Raw genomic sequence first — 22,655 nt, 5'->3', positions numbered from 1 at the left:
CTTTTTGAGATTTGCGAAGGGTCGCCCCTTAGCATCCCATTGTCACCGCCATTGTAGCACGTGTGTAGCCCAGCCCGTAAGGGCCATGAGGACTTGACGTCATCCCCACCTTCCTCGCGGCTTATCACCGGCAGTCTCCTTAGAGTGCTCAACTAAATGGTAGCAACTAAGGACGGGGGTTGCGCTCGTTGCGGGACTTAACCCAACATCTCACGACACGAGCTGACGACAGCCATGCAGCACCTGTCTCCGGTCCAGCCGAACTGAAGAACTCCGTCTCTGGAGTCCGCGACCGGGATGTCAAGGGCTGGTAAGGTTCTGCGCGTTGCGTCGAATTAAACCACATGCTCCACCGCTTGTGCGGGCCCCCGTCAATTCCTTTGAGTTTTAATCTTGCGACCGTACTCCCCAGGCGGAATGCTTAAAGCGTTAGCTGCGCCACTAGTGAGTAAACCCACTAACGGCTGGCATTCATCGTTTACGGCGTGGACTACCAGGGTATCTAATCCTGTTTGCTCCCCACGCTTTCGTGCCTCAGCGTCAGTATCGGGCCAGTGAGCCGCCTTCGCCACTGGTGTTCTTGCGAATATCTACGAATTTCACCTCTACACTCGCAGTTCCACTCACCTCTCCCGAACTCAAGATCTTCAGTATCAAAGGCAGTTCTGGAGTTGAGCTCCAGGATTTCACCCCTGACTTAAAGACCCGCCTACGCACCCTTTACGCCCAGTGATTCCGAGCAACGCTAGCCCCCTTCGTATTACCGCGGCTGCTGGCACGAAGTTAGCCGGGGCTTATTCTTGCGGTACCGTCATTATCTTCCCGCACAAAAGAGCTTTACAACCCTAGGGCCTTCATCACTCACGCGGCATGGCTGGATCAGGCTTGCGCCCATTGTCCAATATTCCCCACTGCTGCCTCCCGTAGGAGTTTGGGCCGTGTCTCAGTCCCAATGTGGCTGATCATCCTCTCAGACCAGCTACTGATCGTCGCCTTGGTGAGCCATTACCTCACCAACTAGCTAATCAGACGCGGGCCGATCTTTCGGCGATAAATCTTTCCCCGTAAGGGCTTATCCGGTATTAGCTGAAGTTTCCCTCAGTTGTTCCGAACCAAAAGGTACGTTCCCACGCGTTACTCACCCGTCTGCCGCTGACATATTGCTATGCCCGCTCGACTTGCATGTGTTAAGCCTGCCGCCAGCGTTCGCTCTGAGCCAGGATCAAACTCTCAAGTTGGACTTGAAACCTTGAACCGGCTGATCACAACGTTTGACGAGGTCCCACCATTCTTCGTCGACCGAAGTCAACGAGCCGCCTGCGATTCACATCGTTGGCAGCGATGGTGTAACCTTTAAAACGTGTACCGCCGAAGTCTTTCGTCCACTCTCAGAAGTCAAAAGCCGAAGCTTTCAAGTATTCCGAGAGACGCAAGGACTCCGCCGTCCACGTTTCTCTTTCTTCATCTTCACTTGTCAAACAGCCCGGGATCCGATGACCCCACACCCTTAGAGGGTGGTTCTACCCTTCACCGGCCGACGGTGAACTTCAACCGATTTATGTCGGCTGTTGTGTCACTCATCGAAGTGAGGAGCATCAGTGGCGCGTTCGCTCGCCTTGGTCAGTGACCCGGCGGCGCCGCGCTCAGTGGTTGGTTTATAGTCCGCACCCCTCGGGATTGTCAACGGCCATTGTCAACAAATCGTCGCACGCCCAAATCGCTTGTGCAATGCGAAGAAATTCTCGTGCTTTCCGTGGCTTAGGTCGGAGGTAAAAATTCGCCACCCAACCCTCGCGGCAAAAAACTTTAAAAAAAGTTCGTCGCCGGGGAGCCCGTGATGCCCTCCAAAACGGGTTCCGACCGCCCCGGGGCCGGGCGGCGCGCATCGACCTGCTTTCAGGGAAGCTTTTCCACCTCAAATGCCGCACTTGAGCCACAATCCTGCGACGTTCTGGCTATAACGAATGCATTGAACCGCTCGTAACCTGTGGGGGCTGGGGCGGTTTTTCTGGGGGACCAGGCGATTTTCTCCAAGAATCCGTCGCCTCTTCCCTTCGCGGCCGAGCAACATCGAGAGATCTGCACACCATTGACGTTCGAGATCGCGGCTAGCTAATGGCCATCGGCTTCTCGAATTCGATGCGTGTGGCTCGCCACACTGCCGCGATTCCTCTTCGGGGGATCAAGGTGGGGACGAGGACGAGCTGAGGTCGATCGCAGTTGCTGGAATTTGGGGGGATATCGGGTTGAGCCAACGGGCGTCACGCGGAAGCGGAATTGGGCGCGAGACCGGGATGATCGATCTCGGTCACGAGCCGCCGCTTTCAGTCGACGGCACCGAGGCCGCGGTGATCGACCGCCGCCGTGTCTCCGTTCAATGGTTTAGCGGCACCATTCTGACTGGACTATGTGGCGCGGCCCTGATCGGCGGCGCCGTTTTTGCGTCGCTCGATGGCGAGATGACCTTCGCCAAGGTGCCGGAGCGCGTTGAAGGCGCGCTCCGCGGCGCGTTCACCGGCAACGATCGCGTCGTCAGCCTGCACAAGGGTGACCGCCTGCCGCCGCCCAGCGAATCCTCCGCCTCCCGCAGCCTGGTGCGCGTGTCGACCGTGACCCGCGTCGGCAATCGCGACGTGATGCGGGTGCGGCCCTTCATCCGAATTTCCGGCAATCTCTCGATGACCACGAGCGACCTGTCGGCAAAAATCCCCGCGTTCAACGCGCAGCGTCTCTTGACCGATGTCGGCTCCGACACGCCGGCGGCGGCCGAGGATCCGAATGCCGCGGCCGAGCCCGACGCCGAGGTCTCGTTCGTCACCAAGGATCTCGGCTCCGTGCTGCCGAAGGCCAAGCTCGCCGCCGTCGTCGCGCTCGACGACGTGCTGATGCGGGTCCGCGACGCAGCCAACTGGCGCGGCTCCGGCGGCTCGGTGCGCTACGCTTCACTCGCCAATGCCGCGGCTGACGCGAGCGGCGCCGGCCCCGACATGAGGATGGCCTACGCCACCGAGGGCAACACCTCCGATCCCTATGCCGGCTTCGAGACGCGCGTAGTGCCTGAGAACGTCACCCTGCTGCCGAAGACCAAAGAGCAGGTCACCGGCGGCAATCCGGTCGGCGAACGGGTTCATGTCGTCAGGAAGGGCGACAGCATCACCTCGATCCTGCGCGATCAGGGCGCGACACCCGACGAGGCGAAGGCGATCGCCGCAACGCTCGGCCCGCGCGGCCGCGAGGGCGGCCTGAAGGAGGGCCAGAAGGTACGAATCCTGATGGCGCCGGCGGCGCCCGGACCGAATGTCAGGCTGCAGCCCTTTCGCGTGATCGTCGCCAACGAATCCGTCATCGAAGCCGTCGCCGCGCTGTCCGATCTCGGCAAATACGTCGCCGTCGACGTGCAGAGCATGAACACTGTCACCGAGACCGCCGACAATTCCAGCGACGATGATGAGGATGATGGCAGCGGCGTGCGGCTCTACCAGAGCATTTACGAGACCGCGCTGCGCAACAAGGTGCCGCCGACCGTCATCGAAGACATGGTCAAGATCTACTCCTACGACGTCGATTTCCAGCGCAAGGTCCAGCCGGGCGACTCGTTCGACGTGTTCTTTGCCGGCGAGGACGAGGGCGTTACCAGCACCGAAAAGACCGAAGTGCTCTACGCCGCGCTGACCGTGGGCGGCGAAACCAAGAAATACTACCGATTCCAGAGCTCGGACGACGGCCTCGTCGACTACTATGACGAGACCGGCAAGAGCGCGAAGAAGTTCCTGGTGCGCAAGCCGGTCAACAACGCGATCATGCGATCGGGCTTCGGCGGCCGCCGCCACCCGATCCTCGGCTATGTGAAGATGCACACCGGCGTCGACTGGGCCACCGCCTACGGCACGCCGATCTTCGCGTCCGGCAACGGCGTGCTCGAGAAGGTCGGATACGAGGGCGGTTACGGCAAATATATCCGCATGAAGCATGCCAATGGCTACGAGACGGCCTACGGCCACATGTCGGCCTTCGCCAAGGGCATGGAGATCGGCAAGAAGGTGCGGCAGGGCCAGGTGATCGGCTTCGTCGGCTCGACCGGCCAGTCGACCGGCCCGCACGTCCACTACGAAATCTTGGTCAACGGCCGATTCGTCGACCCGATGCGCGTGAAGCTGCCGCGCGGCCGTTCGCTCGAAGGCCCGATGCTGGCGAACTTCGAGAAGGAGCGCGACCGGATCGAGGCCCAGATGTCCAGCCGCGGCAGCTCGCGAATCGTCTCGGACGCCACCAGTTCCACGTCGCAGACGCGCTCCACCACCAACCGCTGACGACGGAAACCTCGCTCAAGAAGCCGTTCCATCCGGAACCATCCGCGCCGGTCAGGCTTTGTCCGCTTGGGCAAACCTTGCAGAGGAGGCGCGCATGGCAAGCCTCACCCGCGACGATGTGCTGAAGGCCGTCGGCTCCGCCGACGACGTCACAATCGCGAGGATTATCGCGTCCGGGGCGACGATCACCGAGCTTGCCGAGGCGCAGGCTTGGCTCGCCAATGACGAGCCGCTGATCAATGCCGGCAAGCCGCTGGCCACCGGCCGCGCCCGCGAGCTGGTCGATATCCTGTCCGAACTCGAGCCCGGCGAGGACGACGAGCCGTCACCGCCCATCGCCCCGCCGGAATGACGGCTCCGGCAAGATTTACGGCGCGAGGCTGGCGCAGATCAGGAACACGATCCCGATCGCGGTCAGCCCGAACGCCACGGATGCGAGCGGGAGCAGCATGTCGATGGTGGCATGGGTGCTGTTGATCGTGCTGCCCCAGACCGCGAATTCGCCGGTCCGCCACTCCCGGAACGGAATCGACCGCTGATGCAGGTCGTGCCGATCGTCGTATTTCCGCCAGATCAGCGAAAGCACCCATGGCAACAGCACCGCGACGAACAGCAATACGCTGACGAACATCAGCGACAGCTCGACGTCGTCGTGGCGGTCGAACAATATCCATGCCGCCACCGCGAACCACGCGACGAGGCCGGCGGCTACGCCGTAGACGCGGGGATGAAGATCGTCATAGACGGGCCGGTTATGGGCAACGAGGTCTCTGCTCATGCAATTCGCCTTCTGCTGAGGGCGACCGGCGGTGTGGCTTTGCAGGATGATGCAAGGCGGCGCGCGAATCAGCGATGCAATTCGGGCCGAATACTTCCCTTTGCAGCTGCGCGGGACGTTTGCCACGCCAGCCGATCATTCAGGATGAAAACGAACGCCGTCCCGAGGCGGTTTCATTAATTCGGGCTCACAAAACCGGCCGCCGAACGGGAACTCCGTCGCATGCGGCCCGCCGATGTCATGGCGATGGATGCGGCCTGCAGGCCGCATCCGGTTTCGCTATCGAAACGCTCAGTTCAGCTTGCGCTTCGAGACCGGGGCCTCGAACTGCACGATCTCGGCGGTTTTGGGCACCTGACCGTTGAAGGTCAGCACGTTGCCCTTCTCCGAGATCACGACATGATCGCCGTCCTTGACCTCGCCGGCGAGGATCATCTCGGCCAGCGGATCCTGCACGCTGCGCTGGATCACCCGCTTCAGCGGACGGGCGCCGTAAGCCGGATCCCAGCCCTTCTCCGCGAGCCAGTCCCGCGCCTTGGCGTCCAGCGTGAGCTCGATCTTGCGATCCTCGAGCAGCTTGATCAGCCGCGCGAACTGGATCTCGACGATGCGGCCCATCTCGCTCTTCTGCAGGCGGTGGAACAGGATGATCTCGTCGATGCGGTTCAGGAATTCCGGCCTGAAATGCGCCCGCACGACGCCCATCACCTGATCGCGGACCGCCGCGGTGTCCTCGCCCTCCGGCTGATTCACCAGGAACTCCGAACCGAGATTCGAAGTCATGATGATCAGCGTGTTGCGGAAGTCGACGGTGCGGCCCTGACCATCGGTCAGGCGGCCGTCGTCGAGCACCTGCAACAGCACGTTGAAGACGTCGGGATGCGCCTTCTCGATCTCGTCGAACAGCACGACCTGGTAGGGCCGGCGCCGCACGGCTTCGGTCAGGGCACCGCCCTCATCGTAGCCGACATAGCCGGGAGGCGCGCCGATCAGCCGCGAGACCGAGTGCTTCTCCATGAACTCGGACATGTCGAGGCGGACCATCGCGGTCTCGTCGTTGAACAGGTCAGCGGCGAGCGCCTTGGTCAGCTCGGTCTTGCCGACGCCGGTGGGGCCTAAGAACATGAACGAGCCGGTCGGCCGGTTCGGATCCTGCAGGCCCGCGCGGGCACGGCGCACGGCGGTTGCCACCGCACGCACGGCTTCAGCCTGGCCGACGACGCGCCTGGCGAGACTGTCCTCCATTTTCAGGAGCTTGTCCTTTTCGCCCTCGAGCATCTTGTCGACCGGCACGCCGGTCCAGCGCGAGACGACCTGCGCGATGTGGTTGGCGGTGACCGCCTCCTCCATCATCTCGCCGCCGTTCGGCCTGCTGTTCGCTTGCGCCTCGATGTCGGCGAGCTTCTTTTCCAGCTCGGGAATCCGGCCATAGGCCAGTTCGCCCGCCTTCTGGAATTCGCCGCGACGCTGCGCATTGGCCAACTCGACGCGGAGCGCATCGAGCTCGCTCTTCAGCTTCTGGGCATTGGAGAGCTTGTTCTTCTCCGCGCTCCAGCGCGCTGTCAGCGCCGTCGACCGCTCCTCCAACCCGGCGAGCTCCTTCTCCAGGGTCTGCAAGCGGCTCTTGGAGCCGGCATCGTTCTCCTTCTTCAGCGCCTCTTGCTCGATCTTGAGCCGGATGATGTCGCGATCGAGCGAATCGAGCTCTTCCGGCTTGGAATCGACCTGCATCTTCAGCCGTGCTGCCGCCTCGTCCATCAGGTCGATGGCCTTGTCCGGCAGGAAGCGGTCGGTGATGTAGCGGTTCGACAGCGTGGTCGCGGCCACCAGCGCGGAATCGGTGATGCGCACGCCGTGATGCTGCTCGTACTTGTCCTTCAGGCCGCGCAGGATCGAGATGGTGTCCTCGACCGTCGGCTCGCTGACATAGATCGGCTGGAACCGGCGGGCCAGCGCCGCATCCTTCTCGACATGCTTGCGGTACTCGTCGAGCGTGGTCGCGCCGATACAGTGCAGCTCACCGCGCGCGAGCGCAGGCTTCAGGAGGTTGGACGCGTCCATTGCGCCGTCGGTCTTGCCGGCGCCGATCAGGGTGTGCATCTCGTCGATGAACAGGATGATGCCGCCCTCGGCCGACGAGACCTCCTGCAGCACGGATTTCAGCCGCTCCTCGAACTCGCCGCGATATTTCGCGCCGGCGATCAAGGCGCCCATGTCGAGCGACAGCAGCTTCTTGTCCTTCAGGCTCTCCGGCACGTCGCCATTGAGGATGCGCAGCGCCAGGCCCTCGACAATGGCGGTCTTGCCGACGCCGGGTTCACCGATCAGGACGGGATTGTTCTTGGTCCGCCGCGACAGAACTTGAATCGTGCGGCGGATCTCCTCGTCGCGGCCGATCACCGGGTCGAGCTTGCCGTCGCGCGCAGCCTGGGTCAGGTCGCGGGCATATTTCTTCAGCGCGTCGTAAGCGTTCTCGGCGGTCGCACTGTCAGCAGTGCGGCCCTTGCGCAGCGCTTCGATCGCCGCGTTCAGGTTCTGCGCCGTGACGCCGCCCTTGCTCAGAATGCTTGCCGCCTCGCTGCCCTTCTCGAGCGTGAGCCCGAGCAGCAGCCGCTCGACGGTGACAAAACTGTCGCCGGCCTTGTCGGCGGCCTTTTCCGCCGCATCGAAGGCACGCGCCAGCTCCGGCGACAGGTAGACCTGCCCGGCACCATTGCCCGAGACCTTCGGCAGCTTGTTCAGCGCCTCTTCGGTCGCTTTCAGGATTGCTCTGGAATTGCCGCCCGCACGGTCGATCAGACCGCCCGCGAGTCCCTCATTGTCGTCCAGCAGCACCTTCAACAGATGCAACGGCGAGAACTGCTGGTGACCGTCGCGCATTGCGAGCGACTGGGCAGACTGGATGAATCCGCGCGAGCGCTCGGTGTACTTCTCAATGTTCATTCGTTTTCCCTCGGCCTGCCATCGCCACCCATTCAGGCATGACAACGGCATCTTCATTGGGTTTTCCGCGGGCCGCGTTGACGTTCCTCAACCAGCCTCTGGTCGTCGCCATCATTTTTCAGGCTTGCCGCAGATGTGGGCACTTGGTTCCAAAACGGAAGAGCCACGGTCTGCGATTTCGCCCGATGAAGCTCAGCGCCGCACGATGGCGACAAGGTAGCGGCAGGGCTGAGCCGTTTCGTTACGGAAGACGATGTCCGACGGCGGACCGAGCTCGACGCGGTCGCCCGCAGCGAGCTCATGGCGCTCCGCCCCTTCCATCAAGGTGAGGCGGCCGCTGATCACCCAGACCACCTGGCGGACCAGGTGATAGGCGCTGGCGGGGAAGCCGGCTTCCTGCCTCGCAGGCAGCTCGATCTCCACCAGCTCCAGCGGATTGGCCGGATGCAGGAACACCTGCCGCCGCAGATAGGCCGCCTTCGGATCGCGCCACACCGGCTGATCCTTGGCCCGCTGCAGGCGGGAATTGTGTGAGGCAACCTCGAACAACGCGGCCATGGTCAGACCGTAGGCCGTGGCGATCCGCGACAGCGTCGCCGCCGTCGGGCTTGCCTCCGCCCGCTCGATCTTGCTCAGCATGGCCTTGGACACGCCGGCCCGCCCGGCGAGGTCCGCCAGCGACCAGCCGCGGCCCTCCCGTTCGGCGCGAACCCGCCGCCCGAGAGCCTCATCGGCCTTGTCCTCTATAATTGACATATTGTCTTATATAGTAGACGATGAGGTCCATTCAAGAGGCGCGTCAAGGAACCAGCGATGATTATCCGCCCCGCCACCGAGCAGGACATCCCTGCGATTACCGCGATCTTCAACGAGGCGGTCGCCAACTCGAACGCGATCTGGACGGAGAAGCAGGATTCCGAGGCCGAGAGGCTAGCCTGGATGACGGCGCGGCAGGCTCTGGGCTATCCCGTGCTAGTAGCCGTCGAGGGAGCGACGGTGCTCGGCTATGGCACATTCGGCGACTTCCGGGCCTTCCCGGGTTACCGCTACAGCGTCGAGCACAGCGTCTATATCCATGCCGATCATCGCGGCCGCGGCCTCGGCCGGATCATCGTCGACGAGCTGATCGCCGCGGCCACCGCGCTCGGCAAGCACGTCATGATCGCCGGCATCGACGGCGGCAATCCCGCCTCGCTCCGGCTGCACGCGCAGGCCGGCTTCATCGAGGTCGCCCGGATGCCGGAGGTCGGACGCAAGTTCGGCCGCTGGCTCGATCTCGTGTTCATGCAGCGCCTGCTGGACGCTCCTGGAGCGGCGCGCGCCGACTAGTACCTTCCCGCGGGTGACAGTTCTCCTCGCACGCCAAACAGGCTAGAGCGGGCGAATGGACAACACGCACGCTTCCTCTGCCCGGATCGCCGGCATCTATCGCTATCCCGTCAAGGGCCTCACGCCCGAGCCGCTGCCGCACGCAGAGCTCAAGGCCGGCGAGACGCTCCGCTCCGATCGCCGCTATGCGATCGAGAACGGCCCGAGCGGTTTCGATCCCTCGGTGCCGAAATGGCTGCCGAAGCCGCATTTCCTGATGCTGCAGCGGGACGAGTGGCTGGCGCCGCTGCGCGCCCATTTCGACGATGACAGCCACGTGCTGACGCTGCGTCGGGATGGCGCGATGGTGGCCCAGGGCGACCTCGAGACCGCGGAAGGCCGCGCGGCGATCGAACGCTATTTCGCTGACCGTCATACCGGCCAGATCAAGGGCCCGCCCAAGGTGCTGGTCAGCCCCGGGCACAGCTTCTCCGACGTGCCGCGCAAGGTGGTCTCGATCATCAATCTGGCCAGCCTGCGGGCGATCGAGCAGATGGTGCAGGCGCCGGTCCATCCGCTGCGCTTCCGCGCCAACCTCTATGTCGAAGGCTGGCCGGCCTGGCATGAAGCCAGCCTGCTCGACCAGACCATCGCGATCGGCAGCGCCCGGGCCAGGGTGGTGAAGCGCATCACCCGCTGCGCCGCGGTCAATGTCGATCCCGATACCGGCGCGCGCGACCTCTCGGTGCCGAACACGCTGATGCAGCGTTTCGGCAACAATGAGTGCGGCATCTATGCCGAGATCATCAGCGATGGCGGCGCCGCCGTCGGCGACACGATTGCCGCTGAGGGACCTGTAGCGTCGTAGGCCGGGCAAGGCGCGTGCGCGCCCTGCCCCGCTTTCGAGCGATCAGTTGGTCGGCATCACATAGGCGTAGATGCGGCCGCGCGAGACCCGCGTCTCGCGGACGCGGTGGCCGCTGTTGCCCGAGATCATGATCGGATTGCCCTTGGCATCGACGCCGGTGATGATGCCGACATGGCCGCCGCCGCGGCGGCTCATCACGGCGATGGCGCCGACCTGCGGTCCCGAAACGCGCGTGCCGTATTTGGCGAACGAGCTCGCCATGTCGGAGCCGGTGCCGCGATGGCCGGTGTGCTGCAGCACCATGTTCATGAAGCGGGCGCACCACAGGCTGGAGCGGCCGGTCGGATTGCCGCCGAGATAGCGGCGCGCCTCGGCCACGATGCCGGACGAGCCGAAGCCGCTTGCCGCAATCACGCCGCCCGTGTTGGGCACGGGGTCAGCGCTGCCGGGCAACGGCGCTGCGTTGGTTTCGATGATCCCGCCCGGCTGCGCGAGTGCGCGGCGCTCGGCGCGCGACAGCCGCGCTGCGGGCCGATAGTGATGACGGGCATAATGACGCGCGTGATGGCCGGCATGGGCCGAATGCGCGTGACGTGAATGATGCGGACGGGCGGATGCCGGTGCGGCGGAGATCACGGCGAGAGTGAGCGAACACAGAGCCAGCGCCAAAACACGAAGCGACCGGCGACACGCAAGCAACTGAACCATACTTCACTAGATCCTCTGTAACACCCCCCAATTCCCCGTCGCGTTCCCAAGGAAACACTCAAGGGAACACGGCGGTGGTTTTGAAAATCGGGATGGCGCGAGGAAGATTTCATGCGGCACTGCGGGAACAATTTCTGGGTCATTCCGCGATGATTCGATGACGAGAAAGGAACCGGAACTGCCGCATTGCGGCCTTGAAAATTAACTGCAAATCTGGGGGCGGCCAACGAGAGGAGAATTTCAATGCCCTACGCCACGACGAAAGATCATGTCCGCCTCCATTTCGAAGAGGCCGGCAGCGGAACCCCGATCATCTTCCTGCACGAGTTCGCCGCGGATCACACCAATTGGGAGCCGCAGATGCGCTATTTCGCGCGCGGCCACCGCTGCATCGCCTATTCGGCCCGCGGTTACACGCCGTCCGACGTGCCTGCGAGTGCCGACGTCTACACCTACCAGCACTTCTATACCGACGCGCTCGCCGTGCTCGACCATCTCGGCATCGCCAGGGCGCATTTCGTCGGACTCTCGATGGGCTCCTATTCGTCGCTGCAGGTCGCCCTCAACGCGCCGGAGCGCGCGCTGTCGATGACGCTGGCCGCGGTCGGCTCCGGCTCGAGCCTCGAGAATCTCGATGCCTTCCGCGCGCAGTGCCGCGCCAATGCCGCGCAATACGAGAGCATCGGCGCGGTTGAGGTCGCCAAGGTGACGCGCGAGGCGCCGAGCCGGATTCCGTTCCTGGTCAAGGATCCGCGCGGCCACGCCGACTTCTACGCCGCGCTCGCCCGCCACGACGCCAAGGGCTCCGCCAACACGATGCGCAGCTTCCAGGGCGGCAGGCCCTCGATCTACACCATGACCGATGCGATCAAGCGCGCCGCGACGCCGGCGCTGATCCTGTGCGGCGACGAGGACGACAATTGCATCGCGCCCAGCATGTTCCTGAAGCAGCATCTGCCGGCCGCCGGCCTATCGTTCTTCCCGAAGTCGGGCCACGTGCTCAACCTCGAGGAGCCGGCGCTGTTCAACGAGATGGTCGGGCGCTTCATCGCGCTGGTCGAGGCCGGCCGCTGGCCGGTGCGCGATCCGAGGTCGCTGGTGGCGGCGCCGGTGTAGTCCTGTCATTCCGGGGCGATGCGCAGCATCGAACCCGGAATCTCGAGATTCCGGGTTCACGCTTCGCGTGCCCCGGAATGACGCCATGACGTCACTTCCCCTGCCCACCCCTGCTGAGCAGGAACACACCCTGCTCGCCGAACATGTTCCACACCCACCACGGCAGGTTGAGCGGCACCGGACGGCCGTAGAGATCGAGCGCCACCGCGCGCTCCATCTTGACGTTGATCTCCTCGCAGAGCTGCACGAAATCCTTGATGGTGCAGAAGTGGATGTTCGAGGTGTCGTACCAGCTCGCCGGCAAATTCTCGGTGCGCGGCATGTGGCCCCCGATCAACAGCTGCAGCCGCATCTTCCAGAACCCGAAATTCGGGAACGAGACGATGGCGCGCTGGCCGATGCGCAGCAGATTTTCCAGCACCACCTTGGGCTGTCGCGTCGCCTGCAAGGTCTGCGACAGGATCACGTAGTCGAACGCATCATCCGGATAATTGACGAGGTCGGTGTCGGCATCGCCCTGCACCACCGCGAGCCCCTTGGCGACGCAGCCATTGACACCCTCGCGCGACAGCTCGATGCCGCGGCCGTCGATGCCGCGGCTCTCTAGGAGCTGCAGCAATTCGCCATCGCCGCAGCCGACATCGAGCACGCGCGAGCCCGGCCGCACCATGTCGGCGACCAGCAGATGATCGGTGCGATGGCCGCCGGTCCGCTCCGGCGCGATGCCCGGCAAGGGCAATGTCTGCTGCATGCTCATGGCTGGCCGCCGTCCTTCAGTCCGCGTGCCTTGCCTGCGGCCAGCAGGAATGCGCGGGAGATCTCGAGGAATTCGGGCACGTCGAGCAGGAAGGCATCGTGCCCCTTGTCGGTCTCGATCTCGGCGAACGACACCCGCGCGCTCGACGCATTCAGCGCATGCACCAGCGCGCGCGATTCCGAGGTCGGAAACAGCCAGTCGCTGGTGAACGACACCACGCAGAACCGCGTCTTGATGCCGGTGAACGCCTTCGCCAGCACGCCGTTGTGGTCGGCGGCGATGTCGAAATAGTCCATCGCGCGGGTCAGATAGAGATAGGAGTTGGCATCGAAGCGCTCGACAAAGGACGAGCCCTGGTAGCGCAGATAGCTCTCGACCTGGAAATCCGCATCGAACGAGAAGGTCGGCAGCTCGCGGTCCTGCATCCGCCGTCCGAACTTGCGATGCAGCGCGGCGTCCGAGAGATAGGTGATGTGCGCGGCCATCCGCGCCACCGCCAATCCGCGGTGCGGATGGGTGTCCTCGTCGACATAGCGGCCGCCGCGCCAGTCCGGATCGGCCATCACGGCCTGGCGGCCGAGCTCGTGGAACGCGATGTTCTGCGCCGAGTGGCGCGTCGAGCAGGCGATCGCGAGCGTCGAGAACACGCGCTCCGGATAGGCCGCGGTCCATTGCAGCACCTGCATGCCGCCCATCGAGCCGCCGACCACGCAGAACAGCGTCGTGATGCCGAGACGATCGATCAGCATCGCCTGCGCACGCACCATGTCGGGGATGGTGATGATCGGGAAATCGAGTCCCCACACCTTGCCGGTCGCGGGGTTCAACGACGCAGGGCCGGTCGAGCCCATGCAGCCGCCGATCACATTGGAGCAGATGATGAAGTACTTGTCGGGATCGATCGGCCGGCCGATGCCGACCATGGTCTCCCACCAGCCGGGCTTGCCGGTGACGGGATGGATGTTGTTGACATGCTGATCGCCGGTCAGCGCGTGGCAGACCAGGATCGCGTTGGAGCGGTCGGCATTGAGCTCGCCATAGGTCTGGTAGGCGATCTGGAATGGTGCGAGATCGACGCCGCAATCGAGCTTGAGCGGCTGGTCCATCCCGAACTTCGCCACCAGTGACGACGGATGGTCGGCCTCATGGGCGCGATCATCGCTCGGGGTTTGTGGGCTCGGTATCGGACGCACGTTGCTCATCTAGGCGACCCTGCCTCCGCGCGGGAGGGCTCGACGGACCTCAGGCCAATAAAAAACCCGGCCTGAACAAAGGTTCGGCCGGGAGCTGATAAGGTCCCCGGCCTGTTTAGCGAGTTGTTTAACGTGGCTGCAAGCCGGCCGGCTCAAATGACCACGGGACGCAGGGAACGTAGTCCCCATGCCCCCCGCCGTCAAGACAGCCCTGCCCACGGCCAATTGGTTAACCGAATGCGCAAGGCACGCCTGCGACGTTTCTCTTTGCTTTCGCTGCCCGTCTTTCCTAATCAGGGACCTGTCCGACGCGGCAACGGGCCGCCCCGACGACAAGGTTTGAGAGCATGTCCAACCCACCCCCGTCGCCGCCCTCGCTGCAGGATCTGCGCAAGGAGATCGATGCGATCGACGAGCAGGTACACCGCCTGTTGATGGCGCGCGGCGACATCATCGACCGCCTGATCCAGGTCAAGAAGACCCAGGAGGTCGGCTCGGCATTCCGCCCGGCACGCGAGGCCAGCATGATGCGCGAGCTGGTGCGGCGTCATCGCGGCATCCTGCCGCTCGACACCATCGAGAGCATCTGGCGCGTCATCATCTCGACCTTCACCTATGTGCAGGCGCCGTTCGCGGTGCATGCCGATGTTTCGGTCGGCGAGTCGGCCATGCGCGACTCGGCGCGGTTTCACTTCGGCTTCGTGGTGCCTTACGTGTCGCATTTCAGCGCACAGGCCGCGGTCGAGGCGGTGGCGAAGTCGAAGGGCGACCTCGCGCTGGTCTCCGCGATCGCAAGCCGTACGCCGTGGTGGAATGCGCTCGAGGCCAGTGGCGCGCCGAAGATCATCGCGCGGCTGCCGTTCCTCGAACGCGCCGACCATCCCGCCGCGCTGCCGGTGTTCGTGATCTCGCGGGTCGCCGACGACGCCATGGTCACCGAAGTGCAGACCTGGAGCGTGCGCGTCTCCGGCTGGAACGCCGATGTCGCCCGGGCGCTTGCGCCGCTCGCCGAGATCGTCGCGGTCCCCGACACCGCTTTCGACGGCGCGGCGCTCCTGGTCTCGGTCACCGGGCAAGACCTTAAGAACAAGGGTTTCGAGGCCATCAAGCTCGCCCTGATCAAGGCCGGCGCCTCGGTCCGCTCGTCGGCCCTCGTCGGCAGCCACGCAACGCGCTATACGGTGCCCTCTAACGGATCGGCCAGGACCTGAAGTAAGAGCCAGCCGCCCGTCCAGGCTTTTGTTTTGACGCGTTTTCTTCACGCGAACCGGTATCCACTTCGCTCGAAAACGCTCTGTTCGGAGTTGATGATGTCCCGCCCCGTGCCGAACCCCGGCATCCTCGATATTGCGCCCTACACGCCCGGCAAGAGCCCGGTGCCGGAACCGGGCCGCAAGGTGTTCAAGCTGTCCGCCAACGAGACGCCGTTCGGGCCGTCTCCGAAGGCGATCGCGGCCTACAAGGCGGCGGCTGACCATCTCGAGGACTATCCGGAGGGGACCTCGCGCGTGCTGCGCGAGGCGATCGGCCGCGCCTACGGGCTCGATCCCGACCGCATCATCTGCGGCGCCGGCTCCGACGAAATCCTCAACCTGCTGGCGCACACCTATCTCGCGCCCGGCGACGAGGCGATCTCGACCACCCACGGCTTCCTGGTTTACCCGATCGCCACCATGGCGAACGGCGCCAGGAACGTGATCGCGGCCGAGACCAATTTCACGGCCGACGTCGACGCCATACTCAAGGTGGTGACGCCGCGCACGAAACTGGTCTGGCTCGCCAACCCGAACAATCCGACCGGCACCTACATCCCGTTCGACGAGGTCAAGCGGCTGCGCGCCGCGCTGCCGTCGCATGTGCTGCTGGTGCTCGACGCCGCCTATGCCGACTACGTCTCGCGCAACGACTACGAGCTCGGCATCGAGCTGGTCGCGACCACGGACAACACGGTGGTGACGCACACCTTCTCGAAGATCCACGGCCTTGCGGCGCTGCGGATCGGCTGGATGTTCGGGCCGGCGCATATCGTCGATGCCTGCAACCGTATCCGCGGTCCGTTCAACGTCACGACGCCGGCGATGCTGGCGGCGGTGGCGGCGATCGAGGACACGGCGCATGTGCAGATGTCGCGAACCCACACCGAACAATGGCGCAACTGGCTGACCGAGGAGATCGGCAAGCTCGGGCTGAAGGTGACGCCGAGCGTCGCCAATTTCGTGCTGATCCATTTCCCGACCGACAAGGGCAAGACCGCGGCGGAAGCCGACGCCTATCTCACACGGCGCGGCCTCGTGCTGCGCGCACTCAACAATTACAAGCTGCCGCATGCGCTGCGCATGACCATTGGCACCGAGGAGGCCAACCGCCTCGTGGTCGAGGGGCTGCGCGACTTCCTGGCCGGAAAGTGACATCGTGACCACCGCCCCGCTCTTCCAACGCATCGCGCTGATCGGCTTCGGTCTGATCGGCGGCTCGATCGCGCGCGGCGCGCGCGCGCAGGGGCTGGTCGGCGAGATCGTGACCACCGCGCGCTCGGAGAAGACGCGTGCGCGCGTCGCCGAACTCGGCATCGTCGATCGCGTCGTCGAGACCAACATCGAGGCGGTGAAGGATGCCGACCTCGTCATCCTCTGCATCCCGGTCGGCGCCTGCGGCCCGGTCGCGGCCGAGATCGCCGAACATCTCAAGCCCGGCGCCATCATCTCCGACGTCGGCTCGGTGAAGGGCGCCGTCGTCAAGGACATGGCGCCGCATCTGCCTGACGGCGTCCACTTCGTCCCGGCGCATCCGGTGGCCGGCACCGAGCATTCGGGGCCGGATTCCGGCTTCGCCGAGCTGTTCATCAACCGCTGGTGCATCCTCACCCCGCCCGAAGGCACCGATCCCGCGGCGACCGACCGGCTGCGCGCGTTCTGGGCCGCGCTCGGCGCCAAAGTCGAGATCATGACGCCCGACCATCATGACCTCGTGCTCGCGATCACCAGCCATCTGCCGCATCTGATCGCCTACACCATCGTCGGCACCGCCGACGAGCTGGCGCAGGTGACGGAATCCGAGGTCATCAAATTCTCCGCCGGCGGCTTCCGCGACTTCACCCGCATCGCTGCCTCGGACCCGACGATGTGGCGCGACGTGTTCCTCGCCAACAAGGACGCCGTGCTCGAGATGCTCGGCACCTTCAACGAGGATCTGTCGAAGCTGACCCGCGCGATCCGGCGCGGCGACGGCGAAGCGCTGTTCGACCACTTCACCCGCACCCGGGCCATCCGCCGCGGCATCGTCGAGACCGGCCAGGACTCCGCCGCACCCGACTTCGGCCGGCCGCATGCGAATTTGAAGACGTAAGCGGGACGACTTCTCTCCATTCGTCGTCCCGGCGAAAGCCGGGACCCATACTCCGCGGCGGGTGTGGTTGACGGGACTCGTCGTCCCAGCATCGCGCAACAATGACCAGCTGTGGTTATGGGTCCCGGCTTTCGCCGGGACGACACCGAGTGTGTTGCGCTGCTTGTGGGTCACACGTCCGCATTCTCGCGACATGAATCGCTGATTGCCCGTCGGATTGTGTCGCCGCAGGGCCGACCCACCTACCGGCGGACGGAGCGAGCTGATAGCCTCCAGCAGGAAAGCCGGCGCGTCGCCGATGACAGGGAGCGATCAGATGATACTCAGTCCGGATCATGTGACGATCGCAGTGGCCGACGCCGGCCCGGCGATCGCGTTCTTCGCACTGCTCGGCTTCAAGAAGACTCACGTCGCGACCATCGACGGCGGCGTTCCCGCCCGGTACATGGGCATGCCGGCCATGAGAGCGCAGCACATCACCCTCGCACTCGAAGGAGCGGATTTCGAAATCCAGCTGCTTCAGTTCGACCCGCCCCCGGGGACCGATCCGGGGGTGCACCCGACCAATCTGCGAAAGCTGGGCTTCAATCACCTCGCCTTCCGCGTCGACGACATCGAGGCGGCCACCGCGCACCTGGTGGCCAACGGTGTCACCATGCTGAGCGAGGAGATGGACTACATCAGCCGGAAGCTCCGGCTGTTCGAGGGCCCGGAGGGCATCACCTTCGAGTTGGTGGAGCGGGACGCCTGAGACTACGCTGGCCAGGGCCGTTTGCATTGCCCCAAGCGGCGCGGAATGATGTCGGCTTTTGACCCGAGCGGACCCGATCTCCGGCTAGCCCGGGCCAATATCCCGCCCCATTATCACGAGACCTCGGGCGCGCTATCATCCGGCCATTCTTTGGACAAGACTGAAGGGAGTGCTGGAGGCTGATCGCCCCTGACGGATAGCCGAGTCGGCACTCTTGGGTGACATTGGACGGAAAGGGAAACGTCGATGAACTCCACACCCACTCCGAACCCAGTTGGATCGAACGATAGCCCGAGCGCGCGCGCCGACGAACGACTCGCGGAAGCCCAAAAGCAGATTGCGCGCGCCGATGAAGAACTCACGCGCTTGAGTGAACAGCTCGCGAGAATGGAGCGCGATGCCGCGTCCCACCCGTCGGCAAAGCCAAACCCGCCCTCGGTCGGACCTAACCCTGCTTCTTCCGGGCCGAGCCCTGCTTCTTCCGTACCTGGCTCGCAATCGCCGCCCGGAAGACCGGTATTCCGAGCGCTCACCGCCTTGTCGGTGGCAGCCTGTATCGTGGTCGCTGCCCTGGCTTTGCAGTCGTCATATGGCGGGGAAGCCAAGCTGCTTGTCGCCCGTTGGGCGCCGCAGCTCGTTTCAACTCCATCATTGCCGCCGGATGATCCGCAGCCTCCGGCCCAGCCCGCTCCACCTACCGTTCAGGTCGCCGCGGCAGACGCCGCTCCGCCCCAAGCGACGCCGTTGCCTCAGACCGCACCACCGCAGGACGCCGCGCCGACAGCCAACCCAGCCCTTCCCGATCAGGCGCAGCTGCTGCAAACGATCGCACGCGACCTCGCAAATGTTGAACGAAATATCGAACAACTAAAGGCGAACCAGCAACAGATGGCCCGCGAGAGCTCCAAGGCCATTGAGGAACTCAAGGCGAGCCAGGAAGAAATGAAACGGGCGCTCGCGAAGGTTTCCGAGCCGAAGGCGTCACCGCCTCCGGCACAGCCGGCTCCGGCCGCGCGCAAACCCGAGCGGACGTCTATCCCGCCATACGCAAGAGCGCGGCCTCGTATCCCGAGGGAGTGGTTCTACGACGAATGGTGACCGTCGATCTAGCCATCCTTCAGTTCCGGATCGCTTCAAGCCGGCGGCAGGCCGAGTGACCGCGCGGCCTCCATCCAGACCGGCAATTCGCGCTGATACAGCGCATTGCTGTCCTTGAAGCCGATCGCGGGCTCCAGCACGAAGGTCGCGAGCACCTCCTTCACCTTCGGATCGCTATTGGCGGCGACGCAAATCTCCGACAGCCGATCGACGATCGGCTGCGGCGTCGCCTTCGGCAGCGCCCAGCCCGAGAAGCCGCTCACGGTGAAGAACTTCGACGTCGCGCCCTGCTCGGGCAGCGTCGTGATCTCGGGAATCGCGTCGACCTTCTTCGAATGCACGGCGAACGCGACACCCCGGTTGCTCTGCAGGACGGTTTGCGCGGCGGTGTAGCTGCCCATCGCGACATCGAGCGTGCCTTCCGCGAGCCCGGTCCACATCGGTGCCTCGCCGCGATAGTGGATCGGCTCGATGGTGAGGCCATACTGCTTGTTGAGCTCGTTGATCGTCATGTGCGGCGCGGAGCCCGCGCTGTAGGTGCCGAAATTCACCTTGCCGCTACTGCGCGCATAGGCGACGAATTCCGCCAGTGTCTTGACGCCCAATTTCGGGCTCGCGACCAGCAGCAGCCCGGCGCCCGGGATCACGCTGACCAGCGTCAGATCCTTGTCCATGTCGTAGCCGGGGTTCTTCATCATCGCGCGGTTCATCACGTAAGTGGTCGAGATCGAGCACAGGATGGTGTGACCGTCAGGCGCGGCGCGCGCCACCTCGGCGGCGCCGATCGAGCCCGAGGCACCCGCCTTGTTCTCGATGACGACGGTTTGCCCGACTTGCCTTGCGATGAATTCGCCGAAGGCCCGCGCCAAAAGATCGGTCTGCCCGCCGGCGGGATAGCTGCAGATCATGCGGATTTGCCGCGAGGGCCAGGCGGCTTGCGCCGAGGCGCCGCGCGGCAGGAAGGGCATCGCGGCGGCCGCCGCTCCGGCAGCGATGACGTGACGGCGACTGAATTTCGCTGGCATTGAAGTCCCTCCCGATTTTTTGGTGAGGGTATCGCATCGGCCAGTCGCAGCTACGGGACAGATTGGCGCAGCGGGGCCGCAGGTCTGCGACGGCGCTCACCGCCGCAGCCGTTGATCCCGGATCGGCCCCGCCGATAGCGCGGCGGCCTTCTGCGCCGGCCGCTGACGGCCGACGAGGCCGGCGGTCGCCAGCATGACGCCGCCGCCGAACCACCACGAGCCGATCACGAACTCCCAGGCGCGCGGCGGAATCTCGTCGAACACGATGCCGTAGACCGACACCAGCGCAGCCAGCGCGGCGAGGAAGATGCCGCCCGCGCTCACGAGCTCGACGGCATCGATGCGACCCGTACCGCGCATCGCGGGCTTGGGAATATCGATTCCGAGATAGAAGCCGGCGGCGCCGATCACGATCGTCGTTGCGATGAAGACCAGCGTGCCGAAGACAGCGACATGGCCCTTGGCGAGCTGGGCGGCGACGAAGGTGCCGGCCATGGCACCGGCCATCGCGAGGCCAGTTCGCTGCAGCACATGCGCGGCGCGGCTGACCATCATCAATTCGCGCGCGATCACGGCCCTCTGCTTCGGTCTGGTCACGATCCTCATGTGCGGTGTTCCTTTGCCGGTGGTGCACTCCCTCTCCCCGTTCTTACGGGGTCGAGACAAGCGAAGCGTGCTCTTGGAGGGTTGGGGTGAGGGGCCGTCTCCGCATAGATGGTGATAGCAACGTTTGCGGAGGCTCCCCCTCACCCGGAGCGCATCTAACGATGCGCTCCGACCTCTCCCCGCGCGTGGGGCGAGGTAACCAGAGTTCGTAGCTCGGCTCGAAATGACATCGTCACGCCCTAGAACGGGTAGTAGCGGATCTGGGTCATGACGATGTGGTCGTCGGTCTTCGGCGCGCCGCCGACACCCTGGAAGGCGAAGCGCTGGGTGTAGGAATATTGCGCGCCGGCCTTGATGGTGCCGTAGGAGCCCTTGAAGATCGTGTCGTAGAAGCCCGCGGTGTACTGCCTCACCTCCGAAGTGTTGCCGTTACAGGTCGCGGCCAGCGAGTTTTCGATGTTGCAGCCGAGATTGTTGTAGAGCGGATTGCCGTAGCCGAACGGCACCGTGCCGACATTGGAGAAGGTCGCCTTGGTCTTTTCGAGCCCGGCATAGGCGTAGAGATCGAGCGACGGCGTCGTGTGCCAGACCGAACCGACCAGGAAAGCCGTGATCGGCAGCGGCTGGATCGAGCCGTCCTGGCGCACGGTTGCATCCGGGAATGGCGTTGCGGTGAAGCGGCCCAGCGCACCGTAGGAGGCGGAGGCCTGCACCTCGAGCAGCTTCGGCACGATCTCGGCCGAGAGGTGGCCGCCGAAGCTGACCGTGTTGACGTCGTGATTGGCGAAGTTGAAGCGATCATAGAAGTCGCGGTAGAGCGCCCACGCCTCGACATGCAGCTTGTAGGGCCCGAGCCGCGGATCCCACGCGCCCTTCACGGTGAAATCCGGAACGTGGTTGAGGCTGACATTGTTCAGGCTGTTGAAGAAGCTGCCGCCCGGACCGGTGAGATTGACCAGCAGATTCGGATTGAGCACGCCCTGCGGGCCAACCGCCGGCGTGCCGACCAGCGGGTTGTTGCCGCCGAAAAAGGATGTCTGCGGGTTCTCCGCCGAGACCGCGAGCTTGAACTCCGGCCCGATGTCCTGCCAGACCCGGACGCCCGGTTGACGCGCGCCGAGGAAGCCCGGCACCAGCTCGAAATCGATCACGCCCGGCGTATCGGCGCCTCGCGGATCGATGCCCGCCTTGCTTGGCGTGTTCAGCGACCATGATTGGCCGGCGAGGACATGCAGGCCGAGATCGCTGCGGTCGATCTCGATGCTGGCCTGCCGCAGCCGCGGATTGAACGAATTGGTCGCGACCGAATTGGCGGTCTGCGCCGCGCCCTCGAAATCGAGCTCGCCATAGCCGGCGACGTGGATGTTCTCCGTGGCGTTGGCTTCGGCGAGCACCGAGAAGCGGGTCTGGCGCGCGGTGAAGCGCGACTCGCCGGTGTTGTAGTTCTTGCTCTGCGGGAACGGGATGAAGTTGTAGACCGAGCCCGAATCGGAGGCGAGGTTGCGGCTGCGATAGATGCCGGTGAGATCGACCCAGCCGCCGAAGGTGAAGGTGACGCCCTTGTAGCAGAGCTTGCCCGATGCGCAGGGATCGAACGGCACCGGCGCCTTCGCCGTCATCTGCGCGTTCTGAATTGCGTTCTGTCTTGCGGCCAGCGCCTCCTCCTTGCGCGCCTGCGTCTCCATTTTCTGCTCGAGCTGCTTGAGCCGTGCCTTCAGCGCACGCAGCTCGGACGCATCGTCCTCCGCCAACGCCGAACCTGCCGACAGCAGCATGCTGCCGAGCAGAATTCCCCCGAGAATTCGCATCGCTTCTCCTCCACACGAGGTTGCTTCCTCAGGCGAGAGAG

The 22,655-nt window shown here is 64.5% G+C and carries 19 protein-coding genes, 1 rRNA gene and 1 riboswitch (1 of these 21 running past the window's edge); of the genes, 10 read left to right on the top strand and 10 right to left on the bottom strand.

The genetic code is table 11. From position 1 onward, the window contains the following. Positions 1–1,238, bottom strand: a 16S ribosomal RNA gene (locus tag J2R78_RS21540) (it extends 251 nt beyond the left edge of the window). Positions 1,239–2,246: 1,008 nt separating this feature from the next. On the opposite strand from J2R78_RS21540, the gene J2R78_RS21535 reads away from it, so the two are divergent. Further along, positions 2,247–4,310: a M23 family metallopeptidase gene (locus tag J2R78_RS21535; protein WP_253606698.1), complete on the top strand. Its 2,064-nt coding sequence runs from the start codon at positions 2,247–2,249 to the stop codon at positions 4,308–4,310. Positions 4,311–4,404: 94 nt separating this feature from the next. Continuing rightward, entirely contained in the window at positions 4,405–4,662 is a 258-nt protein-coding gene (locus J2R78_RS21530) for a hypothetical protein (protein WP_057017856.1), read from the top strand. 15 nt (positions 4,663–4,677) lie between these two features. On the opposite strand, the gene J2R78_RS21525 is transcribed toward J2R78_RS21530, so the two are convergent. The 3 genes from J2R78_RS21525 to J2R78_RS21515 all read right to left on the bottom strand — a co-directional run bounded on the left by J2R78_RS21525 (position 4,678) and on the right by J2R78_RS21515 (position 8,787). Next, a complete protein-coding gene (locus J2R78_RS21525) occupies positions 4,678–5,088 on the bottom strand; it encodes a hypothetical protein (protein ID WP_253606695.1) in 411 nt (136 codons plus the stop codon). Between the two features lie 291 nt (positions 5,089–5,379). Beyond that, positions 5,380–8,031, bottom strand: a complete 2,652-nt coding sequence (gene clpB, locus J2R78_RS21520) for an ATP-dependent chaperone ClpB (RefSeq protein ID WP_253606694.1) — start codon at positions 8,029–8,031, stop codon at positions 5,380–5,382. 192 nt (positions 8,032–8,223) lie between these two features. Further along, positions 8,224–8,787, bottom strand: coding sequence for an XRE family transcriptional regulator (locus J2R78_RS21515; RefSeq protein ID WP_168858416.1), 564 nt, complete (start codon positions 8,785–8,787; stop codon positions 8,224–8,226). A gap of 57 nt (positions 8,788–8,844) precedes the next feature. On the opposite strand from J2R78_RS21515, the gene J2R78_RS21510 reads away from it, so the two are divergent. Next, positions 8,845–9,360, top strand: coding sequence for a GNAT family N-acetyltransferase (locus J2R78_RS21510; protein ID WP_253606692.1), 516 nt, complete (start codon positions 8,845–8,847; stop codon positions 9,358–9,360). A 55-nt stretch (positions 9,361–9,415) separates the two neighbouring features. Continuing rightward, the gene (locus tag J2R78_RS21505; RefSeq protein ID WP_253606691.1) at positions 9,416–10,207 is read left to right on the top strand and encodes an MOSC domain-containing protein; all 792 of its coding nucleotides are present in this window, start codon (positions 9,416–9,418) and stop codon (positions 10,205–10,207) included. Positions 10,208–10,249: 42 nt separating this feature from the next. On the opposite strand, the gene J2R78_RS21500 is transcribed toward J2R78_RS21505, so the two are convergent. Continuing rightward, positions 10,250–10,915, bottom strand: coding sequence for a TIGR02594 family protein (locus J2R78_RS21500; protein ID WP_076827461.1), 666 nt, complete (start codon positions 10,913–10,915; stop codon positions 10,250–10,252). 243 nt (positions 10,916–11,158) lie between these two features. Between J2R78_RS21500 and J2R78_RS21495 the strand changes: the two genes are divergently transcribed. Continuing rightward, the gene (locus J2R78_RS21495) at positions 11,159–12,031 is read left to right on the top strand and encodes an alpha/beta fold hydrolase (protein ID WP_253606689.1); all 873 of its coding nucleotides are present in this window, start codon (positions 11,159–11,161) and stop codon (positions 12,029–12,031) included. A 91-nt stretch (positions 12,032–12,122) separates the two neighbouring features. On the opposite strand, the gene metW is transcribed toward J2R78_RS21495, so the two are convergent. After that, positions 12,123–12,788, bottom strand: coding sequence for a methionine biosynthesis protein MetW (gene metW, locus J2R78_RS21490; RefSeq protein ID WP_028341893.1), 666 nt, complete (start codon positions 12,786–12,788; stop codon positions 12,123–12,125). Then, complete coding sequence (locus J2R78_RS21485; RefSeq protein ID WP_253606688.1) at positions 12,785–13,990, bottom strand: homoserine O-acetyltransferase; 1,206 nt, start codon at positions 13,988–13,990, stop codon at positions 12,785–12,787. The genes metW and J2R78_RS21485 overlap by 4 nt, the downstream gene beginning before the upstream one ends. An 85-nt stretch (positions 13,991–14,075) precedes the next feature. Then, a riboswitch (SAM riboswitch) is annotated at positions 14,076–14,155 on the bottom strand. Positions 14,156–14,328: 173 nt separating this feature from the next. Between J2R78_RS21485 and J2R78_RS21480 the strand changes: the two genes are divergently transcribed. The 5 genes from J2R78_RS21480 (at position 14,329) to J2R78_RS21460 (ending at position 19,175) form a co-directional block, all read left to right on the top strand. Next, positions 14,329–15,192 (top strand): chorismate mutase, encoded by an 864-nt coding sequence (locus tag J2R78_RS21480; RefSeq protein ID WP_253606686.1) that lies wholly within the window; start codon positions 14,329–14,331, stop codon positions 15,190–15,192. Positions 15,193–15,291: 99 nt separating this feature from the next. Next, complete coding sequence (gene hisC / locus J2R78_RS21475; protein ID WP_028341890.1) at positions 15,292–16,389, top strand: histidinol-phosphate transaminase; 1,098 nt, start codon at positions 15,292–15,294, stop codon at positions 16,387–16,389. 4 nt (positions 16,390–16,393) lie between these two features. After that, positions 16,394–17,326 carry a prephenate/arogenate dehydrogenase family protein gene (locus tag J2R78_RS21470; RefSeq protein WP_253606679.1) on the top strand — a complete coding sequence of 311 codons (933 nt, stop codon included), beginning with the start codon at positions 16,394–16,396 and terminating at the stop codon, positions 17,324–17,326. A gap of 298 nt (positions 17,327–17,624) precedes the next feature. Further along, positions 17,625–18,077: a VOC family protein gene (locus J2R78_RS21465; protein WP_309145009.1), complete on the top strand. Its 453-nt coding sequence runs from the start codon at positions 17,625–17,627 to the stop codon at positions 18,075–18,077. A gap of 246 nt (positions 18,078–18,323) precedes the next feature. Then, a complete protein-coding gene (locus J2R78_RS21460) occupies positions 18,324–19,175 on the top strand; it encodes a hypothetical protein (protein ID WP_253606672.1) in 852 nt (283 codons plus the stop codon). Between the two features lie 35 nt (positions 19,176–19,210). Here the strand turns inward: J2R78_RS21460 and J2R78_RS21455 are convergent, their stop codons facing one another. The 3 genes from J2R78_RS21455 to J2R78_RS21445 all read right to left on the bottom strand — a co-directional run bounded on the left by J2R78_RS21455 (position 19,211) and on the right by J2R78_RS21445 (position 22,614). Continuing rightward, on the bottom strand, positions 19,211–20,200 hold the full coding sequence (locus tag J2R78_RS21455) for a tripartite tricarboxylate transporter substrate binding protein (protein ID WP_253606671.1): 990 nt from the start codon (positions 20,198–20,200) through the stop codon (positions 19,211–19,213). A 96-nt stretch (positions 20,201–20,296) separates the two neighbouring features. Next, on the bottom strand, positions 20,297–20,806 hold the full coding sequence (locus J2R78_RS21450; protein ID WP_253606669.1) for a hypothetical protein: 510 nt from the start codon (positions 20,804–20,806) through the stop codon (positions 20,297–20,299). Positions 20,807–21,045: 239 nt separating this feature from the next. Continuing rightward, on the bottom strand, positions 21,046–22,614 hold the full coding sequence (locus J2R78_RS21445; RefSeq protein ID WP_253606667.1) for a hypothetical protein: 1,569 nt from the start codon (positions 22,612–22,614) through the stop codon (positions 21,046–21,048). Positions 22,615–22,655 lie beyond the last annotated feature (41 nt).

It is taken from the genome of Bradyrhizobium sp. USDA 4538 (assembly GCF_024171045.1).
Taxonomy (GTDB): domain Bacteria; phylum Pseudomonadota; class Alphaproteobacteria; order Rhizobiales; family Xanthobacteraceae; genus Bradyrhizobium; species Bradyrhizobium australafricanum.
This window is presented reverse-complemented; position numbering and strand designations above follow the sequence as displayed.